This is a genomic window from Acetobacter sp. P5B1, from assembly GCF_018811985.1.
Taxonomy (GTDB): domain Bacteria; phylum Pseudomonadota; class Alphaproteobacteria; order Acetobacterales; family Acetobacteraceae; genus Acetobacter; species Acetobacter cerevisiae.
In genome coordinates, this window is record NZ_JACRVS010000002.1 from 288,531 (window position 1) to 295,366 (window position 6,836).

Sequence of the window (6,836 nt, forward strand, 5' to 3'; positions counted from 1 at the left end):
GATGTCGTGGCAACATTGTCAGAATGTTGTCGATCCCGAATCAGAACACTTCCCCTTTTCTGCAAACGATGACACATGTCGTCGTTACGGTCGTGCTTAATCTAAGCCCTACTCCACGCGAAGGAGCCTTGTCATGCCAGAGTCGCTGCGCAGCGCTTTAATTCAGGCGTTACCCTACGGCAGGCGCTATGCCCGCGCACTGACAGGAAGCCAGCCCCGAGGAGATCTTCTTGTGGCGGAAAGTCTGCGGACACTCACTACGAGCCGCCCGACAGATGATCTGCCCTCTCTTTGCAGGCTTTATCAGGCGATTTCCAGACATTTTGCGACGCAGCCAGAGAATGATGGTCCGGAGCATGGTCTGTCCATCGTGCAGCGCCAGCTCCTTCTGCTGACGACGCTGGAAGAAGTCTCACTGGACATGGCCGCCCGAATTCTCGGGCTTTCACCCCAGGAAGCGTCTGAAGACCTTGAAACAGCCCATGTCTACCTCAAGACCGGTATTCAGACATCCGTCCTGATTATTGAGGACGAACCGATTATCGCCATGGATATTGAAGATCTTGTGCTGCAATGCGGCCATAAAATCGCAGGTGTTGCCCACACACAGGCCGACGCCATTCGTCTGGCGCAGGAAACCCGGCCCGGCCTGATTTTGGCAGATATTAATCTCGGCGCTGGAGGTGATGGCATGCGCGCCGTGGCGGAAATTACCAAAAGCCATTCCGCTCCGGTCATTTACGTTACCGCCTATCCTGAGCGGCTGCTAACAGGCGAAACGTCCGAGCCCAGCTTTGTTATCACCAAGCCATTTGAACCGCTGACCCTGGCTGTCGCCACGTATCAGGCTGTTAGTAATTGGGCTGTGGCCCATTCAACAGGGGCTGTTTCATAAGATAGCCTCTTGCGTCCGCAGGCGCTCTGCCACAGAAACAGGGAATGGCTCCCCCTCTCCTTCTCCTTCAGGACATTACTCTCACGCTTGGCGGAAATCCTCTGCTTGATAAGGCAGGTTTTTCTGTTTCAGCGGGTGAGAGGCTCTGTCTGGTCGGCCGCAATGGTTCCGGCAAATCCACACTCCTGAAAATTGCGGCAGGCGTCATTCAGCCTGACTCCGGCACGCTGTTCCTGCAGCCCGGCGCAACCCTGCGCTATCTGCCGCAGGAACCTGACCTGTCCGGTTACGCCACGACAGCCGATTACGTGCTGGCACAAATTACCGACCCGGCCTCGGAATGGCGGGCTGCGGCCATGCTGGACGCCCTGGGCCTGACCGGAAAGGAAAATCCGGCCAACGTATCCGGCGGTGAAGCCCGGCGCTGCGCGATTGCTGGCGCACTGGCCTCCGCCCCCGATATCCTGCTGCTGGATGAGCCTACCAACCATCTGGACATGCCCACCATTGAATGGCTGGAGCGTGAACTTCTCAGCCTGAATTGCGCCATGGTGATCATTAGCCATGACCGACGGTTGCTCTCCACCCTTTCCCGTTCGGTTGTCTGGCTGGATCGCGGCATGACCCGACGTCTGGATCAGGGGTTCAGCCGATTTGAAGCCTGGCGTGAAGAAGTGCTGGAGCAGGAAGAGCGCGACGCGCACAAGCTGGACCGGCAGATTGCGCGGGAAGAAGACTGGATGCGGTATGGCGTAACAGCCCGCCGCAAACGAAATGTGCGCCGCGTGGGGGAACTGGCTGCGTTGCGGGCGGCCCGCCGTGATGCTGTTCGCGCACAAGGCACAGTGACCCTAAACGTTCAAAGTGCGTCCACATCCAGCCGTCTGGTTGCTGTAGCGGAAAATATTAGCAAATCGTGGGGCGAGCGCTGCATTGTTCGCAACCTGGATTTGCGCGTGCTGCGTGGAGACCGGCTGGCGATTGTCGGGGCTAATGGGGCCGGTAAAACAACCTTGCTGCGGCTTCTTGTCGGGCAGGATCAGCCTGATAGCGGAACGATTACTCTGGGTCCATCGCTTTCCATGGTCACGCTGGACCAGCAGCGCCGCACGCTGGACCCGGATAAAACTCTTGCCGATACGCTGACAGGCGGCGGTGGCGACATGGTGCAGGTCGGCACAGAAAAACGCCACGTTATTGGCTACATGAAGGACTTTCTCTTCAAACCCGAGCAGGCGCGCACACCTGTGGGCGTTCTTTCCGGCGGGGAAAGAGGCCGTCTGATGCTGGCCTGCGCTCTGGCGCAGCCCTCCAATCTGCTGGTGCTGGACGAACCGACGAACGATCTGGATCTGGAAACTCTCGACCTGCTGCAGGAGATGTTAGACGCTTATGATGGCACCGTCCTGCTGGTAAGCCATGATCGTGATTTTCTGGACCGTGTTGCAACCTCTGTTCTGACCACAGAGAGCGATGGCATCTGGACGGATTACGCCGGTGGATACAGTGACATGCTGGTTCAGAAAAAGGGCGGCATAGAAGAAGAGATTGCGTCCGAAAAACCTGTTGTTCGCTCTGCCCCGTCTTCCAAAGAGACAGCCGGAGTATCTCGCGCACCAGCTAAAAAGCTGAGCTACAAGGACCAGTTCGCGCTGGATAATCTGCCCAAAGAAATGGAAAAGCTGGAGCGGGATGCAGAAGCCCTGCGCACCAAGCTGGCAGATGCGGGCCTGTATAGCCGCGACCCGAAACTCTTCCAGAAATACAGTACCGACCTTGAGAAGATTGAGGCGAAACTCGCTGAATCTGAAGAAAAATGGCTTGAGCTGGAGATGAAGCGGGAAAGTCTGGCTGCCGGGGAAAATTAATTGCGTTTCCCCGCTTGCCAAGCCCCTGCTGCTCGGCTAATAGGAGCCCCACAAACCGGGTGCGTAGCTCAGCGGTAGAGCATCGCCTTCACACGGCGGGGGTCACAGGTTCAATCCCTGTCGCACCCACCACGATAAATCGCAGTTTTTTTGCGGGTCTTGCGTGGTTTCCGGTTATTTTCCCTTTTTCAGATTTAGCCAAATTTGCACGGATTGCACCTCTTATTGGCTGGGTTGCTCGTGCAAAATCCGTGCAAAGATTTGACCCTCCCTGCCCCGCTCTCACACGCCGGAGAATCGCTCCTGCTGTTCCGGGTGTGTGGCGTAGGTGATGACGGTGGCGTTCTGCCCGTCTGGTGCCGGGATGACCTCACTGTCCACCATATGCAGCTTGCGGCGGCGGGCCTCGGCCGGTGTTTCTCCATTACGGGGCCGACCGCCTAACGCGCCGTTATGGCGGGAGGCGATGATTTTGGCTGTTGAGGGTGGCCGGTCTGGCGCCGGGTCCAGAACCGGTATGTCTAGGCTCAGGACTCATTCTTTGAGGTAGAAGATGAAGCTTGCTGCGATGTGGATAGCGGACATGAAAGTGTGTGCGCAGCGGTCATATCGTGTTGCCACTCGCCGCCAGTCTTTGAGCTTTGCGAACATGTTTTCGATGAGGTGGCGCTTTTTATAGAGATGCCAGTTGTAAAGTAGCTTTGAGTTCAGGCCGCCTTTTGTGCGTTCGATATGGCGGGGAAAAGCCCCTTTTTGAGCAGAGAGGCAGCTGTCCGGTGAGCCTTGAGATGTGTCGCATCGATCATCAGGCGCTTCGAACGGCCTGCCTGTGTTACCGACCAAGAAGGATGGAACTTACCGACAGGTAGTGAGTGACCGGGATTATATGGGACGATCCGGGATCTGACGGGACAAAATGTGGCGGACGAAAGCCATTTGTGCCGGTATCTGAAAAATTCTGAGCTGCCGAAATGCTCCGATATCTTTGGATGGAAATTTTCGACAAGTCTGCGGCAATGCCTGTTTCAGCCATTTGATTTGGAACCCATCGTATTTTTATACAATGAGTTCCAAGACCCTTTTAAGAGCCTCTTAAAAGCTGTTTCTGGGGATCTCATTAAGAGGCAGGAATTTCTTTTCCTGCGACCAGTCGTGTTTGCGGCTTGATAGAATGTCTTCATCCACTGGCTGGCCGCATAACCATAGAGGCAACGGCATCTCCATAATCGCGCCCGGCTTCGATCCGCCAGACAGGCCCATTTCCATATGGCCGCTCCATTGTGAGTCTCTTAAGCCTTGAGGAAGGGCTTTGAGGCTGTCTGGAGCCAAATCCAGCTCCACACCCAAATGAGCTGATGTTCCTTTCCAGCCGTTTGGATAATAGTCCACCGTTAGGTTTTCTCCGTGCGCGGCATATTTCGGTATATTCGGGCAAGCCTGCAAAAGAGCTGCAATGGCTATTTTGGCACCATCCAGTTTTTGGGGTGGTATCCTACGGAATTGGGCTTTTCCCAGCATATCCTGCCGTGGAGCTGTGTCTGGGTGCTGTGGATTATCCTGGGCGATAAATAATAACACTCCCAAAAATAGACCAGAACACAGGACAATATTTGCAAATTCAGTTTTTCCATATGTCTGTTTTTTATCAGCCATTTCTAGGATAACCCTTAAAAGACATTAAGACATTGCCTGCAATCTATAAGCCACGCGGCCAATTACTGTAATTGAATCGTTTCCATCAGGTTTTCCCCACCGAAAACGGCTGATTTCTGCCTCTTGCGGCGGGTAACGGTCATTATCTGAGATAATCATCACCGTGCCGGACGCCCTGGGTGAAAGGCGCTTCACCATCAGCTGGCCCGATGAGACGAATACAGTAACCCCACTCAAAAAATGCGACGGACTGGTGTTTAAGATTAAACGATCCCCAGCCTTGAGGGTTGGTTCCATGCTGTCGCCAGCTACTTTCAGCATGATTGTGTAATTGGGTGTCAGGCAAAGCTCATGCAAAAACTGGCGGGAAATAGACACTTGCTGGGGCTGCGGAGCATCTGACGCGCAGCGGCCAAAGCCCGCGCTAGCTTCCTCATCATAATAATCTATTTCAGCGCTTTCGGTCTGGGTCTGCGCAAGGGAGGTGACGGGCGTGTCTTTGCCCGTAGCAAGCCATTCAAGGCTCACACCGCAAGCCTCAGCGATTCGTGCCGCAAGGGACAATTTAACCTCACGTCCCTTGAGATACTCGCTCAGAGTGCTGGCAGGGATACCGGCGCGAGCAGCTACCTGCTTCTGAGTTCCGGATCTCTCAACGACTTCCCGAATTCTTAGAACAAGTTCTTCCGTTTGTCGGTTTTGGCCGCGTTCCGACAAATGCTGCATTGTTTTATTTTTTTCGTTCGATTTCTCAGGAATTGCAGTCACTTAGGAACGATATCCCCACACTATCCACAAGAATAATACGACAAACCGAATTTATGACTTGAAACACGTTCGGGTTGTCGTATTCTCACGGTGTCATCTCACCGTTAGTTCTCACATTGATTGGCGCAAAAGAAAGCCCGGCGGGTTGCATCCCGAAGACCTTAAAAGTCGGATTAGAAAAAAATTCGGTTCGATGGCCGAGTTCGCGCGCCGTAACAGGCGCAAACCCAATATAATCTCCAATGCAATTCGCATGCCCGGTTATTCCACTCGGATTGAGAGGATGATCGCCGAAGAACTGGGAATGACGCAGCAAAGCATCTGGCCAGATCGCTATCATATGGATGGGACCTCTGTGTCGTTTCGTGATGACACAATCCCTACCGGGCTGACCGGCGGCGCGCACCGTCAAAATGAGGTGGCAGCATGAACATGTCTGTGCCTCAGCCACTCTCAGCAGTGGTGTCTATCCCTCTGGCAGATATTGACGTTGGAGAGCGCCTGCGGAGCGTTGATGTCGATGCTGCTGCCGTTATTGCAGCCAGCATGCAGGAACAGGGTCAGCGCCCCCCGATTGAAGTGCGGAAATCTGGCAAGCGGTATCGTCTGATTGCCAGCGCGCATCGCATGCGGGCACTGGAACTGGCCGGTATTGAGAGTGCCTTTGCTGTTGTCGTAAAGGCAGATGACCTACAGGCCCAACGGCTGGAAATTGATGAAAATATCTGCTGACGGGAACTGAGTCCGTTAGATAAGGCGACCTTCCTGGCACGGCGTAAGGAAGTTTACGAAGAGCTGCACCCGGAGACGAAACACGGTGGTGACCGGAAGTCGGATCAAGTGGACAGCCTTGTCCACTTGATCCCCTCATTCACCGAGGCAACGGCCCAGAAGCTCAGTTTAGATGCGCGCTCTATCAGGCGCTTTGTGTCCCGTTATACCAGCATTATGCCTGATGTGCGCGAAATCATTGCCAACACATGGCTGGCAAGTAGCGGTGTGCAGCTGGATGCGCTGGCGCGGGAGACGACGGATGTGCAGCGTCAGATTGTGACTTTGTGACCAAATGGGACGCGGTGAGAGCCTGCTCTGTCATGGCGACAAAGATCCTGTCAAAGACACCCAGGCGGCTTCAGCGAATGAACCGGTTATACAAAGTCTTGTGCGGACCATACACTTTCGGAGCGTCTTTCCACTGAAGACCGTTGCGGATCACGTAAACGATCCCGCTCAGGACGCGTCGGTCGTCCACACGCGGAGCTCCATGCGCCAGAGGAAAAAATGGACTGATCCGTTCCATCTGGCTCTCCGAAATCAAAAACAACTCACTCACAGCCTCTCCTCCATTGGTAAGCCTGTGAATCACAACGTCTCGCTCAGTTCAATAAATTAATAGGTCCTGAGCCTAGGGCCTGTTAGCACTTGATCCAGTCTGCGGCTGCAGCGATGTGTATGACGGCCAGGAACGATGCTGCGGTTTTCTCGTATCTGGTTGCAACAGCACGCCATTCCTTGAGACGGGCCCAGAGGTTCTCGACCAGGTGCCGACACCGATAGACCCATCTGGGGCAGGCAACCGGCGCATCGCGTCGTTTTGCGGGAATGGCCGGTCGGGCTCCCATGTCCCAGATACGTTCACGGAAGGCGTCCGA

General features: G+C 54.6%; 8 protein-coding genes, 1 tRNA gene and 2 pseudogenes. 6 read left to right on the top strand and 5 right to left on the bottom strand.

Annotated elements, in window-relative coordinates; translation table 11 throughout:
• Positions 1-133 precede the first annotated feature (133 nt).
• From KP703_RS02720 to KP703_RS02730, 3 genes are all read left to right on the top strand, one after another.
• Positions 134-895: a response regulator gene (locus KP703_RS02720; protein ID WP_215753725.1), complete on the top strand. Its 762-nt coding sequence runs from the start codon at positions 134-136 to the stop codon at positions 893-895.
• 44 nt (positions 896-939) lie between these two features.
• Positions 940-2,763, top strand: coding sequence for an ABC-F family ATP-binding cassette domain-containing protein (locus tag KP703_RS02725; RefSeq protein WP_215753726.1), 1,824 nt, complete (start codon positions 940-942; stop codon positions 2,761-2,763).
• A gap of 57 nt (positions 2,764-2,820) precedes the next feature.
• Positions 2,821-2,895, top strand: a tRNA-Val gene (locus KP703_RS02730).
• Between the two features lie 402 nt (positions 2,896-3,297).
• Here KP703_RS02730 and KP703_RS02735 read toward each other — a convergent pair.
• The 3 genes and pseudogenes from KP703_RS02735 to KP703_RS02745 form a co-directional block, all read right to left on the bottom strand.
• Positions 3,298-3,593, bottom strand: a pseudogene (locus KP703_RS02735) (hypothetical protein); the annotation flags it as partial.
• A gap of 262 nt (positions 3,594-3,855) precedes the next feature.
• Positions 3,856-4,416, bottom strand: a complete 561-nt coding sequence (locus tag KP703_RS02740) for a hypothetical protein (RefSeq protein WP_215753727.1) — start codon at positions 4,414-4,416, stop codon at positions 3,856-3,858.
• 24 nt (positions 4,417-4,440) lie between these two features.
• Entirely contained in the window at positions 4,441-5,184 is a 744-nt protein-coding gene (locus KP703_RS02745; protein ID WP_215753728.1) for a S24 family peptidase, read from the bottom strand.
• A 193-nt stretch (positions 5,185-5,377) separates the two neighbouring features.
• Between KP703_RS02745 and KP703_RS15885 the strand changes: the two genes are divergently transcribed.
• From KP703_RS15885 to KP703_RS02760, 3 genes are all read left to right on the top strand, one after another.
• Entirely contained in the window at positions 5,378-5,614 is a 237-nt protein-coding gene (locus KP703_RS15885; RefSeq protein WP_373687423.1) for a helix-turn-helix domain-containing protein, read from the top strand.
• A complete protein-coding gene (locus KP703_RS02755) occupies positions 5,611-5,916 on the top strand; it encodes a ParB N-terminal domain-containing protein (protein WP_215753730.1) in 306 nt (101 codons plus the stop codon). The genes KP703_RS15885 and KP703_RS02755 overlap by 4 nt, the downstream gene beginning before the upstream one ends.
• Before the next feature lie 108 nt (positions 5,917-6,024).
• Positions 6,025-6,246 (top strand): hypothetical protein, encoded by a 222-nt coding sequence (locus tag KP703_RS02760; protein ID WP_215753731.1) that lies wholly within the window; start codon positions 6,025-6,027, stop codon positions 6,244-6,246.
• Positions 6,247-6,319: 73 nt separating this feature from the next.
• Here the strand turns inward: KP703_RS02760 and KP703_RS02765 are convergent.
• Positions 6,320-6,517: pseudogene (locus tag KP703_RS02765) on the bottom strand (transposase); the annotation flags it as partial.
• Positions 6,518-6,599: 82 nt separating this feature from the next.
• Positions 6,600-6,836, bottom strand: a 237-nt coding sequence (locus KP703_RS02770; protein ID WP_215753732.1) for a transposase, incomplete at its 5' end; no start/stop codon positions are given.

Excerpts from the sequence above, each read along its gene's own strand:
- KP703_RS02740 (WP_215753727.1), bottom strand. The coding sequence starts at position 4,416 with ATGGCTGATAAAAAACAGACATATGGAAAAACTGAATTTGCAAATATT.
- KP703_RS02720 (WP_215753725.1), top strand. The coding sequence starts at position 134 with ATGCCAGAGTCGCTGCGCAGCGCTTTAATTCAGGCGTTACCCTACGGC.
- KP703_RS15885 (WP_373687423.1), top strand. The coding sequence starts at position 5,378 with ATGGCCGAGTTCGCGCGCCGTAACAGGCGCAAACCCAATATAATCTCC.
- KP703_RS02755 (WP_215753730.1), top strand. The coding sequence starts at position 5,611 with ATGAACATGTCTGTGCCTCAGCCACTCTCAGCAGTGGTGTCTATCCCT.
- KP703_RS02725 (WP_215753726.1), top strand. The coding sequence starts at position 940 with ATGGCTCCCCCTCTCCTTCTCCTTCAGGACATTACTCTCACGCTTGGC.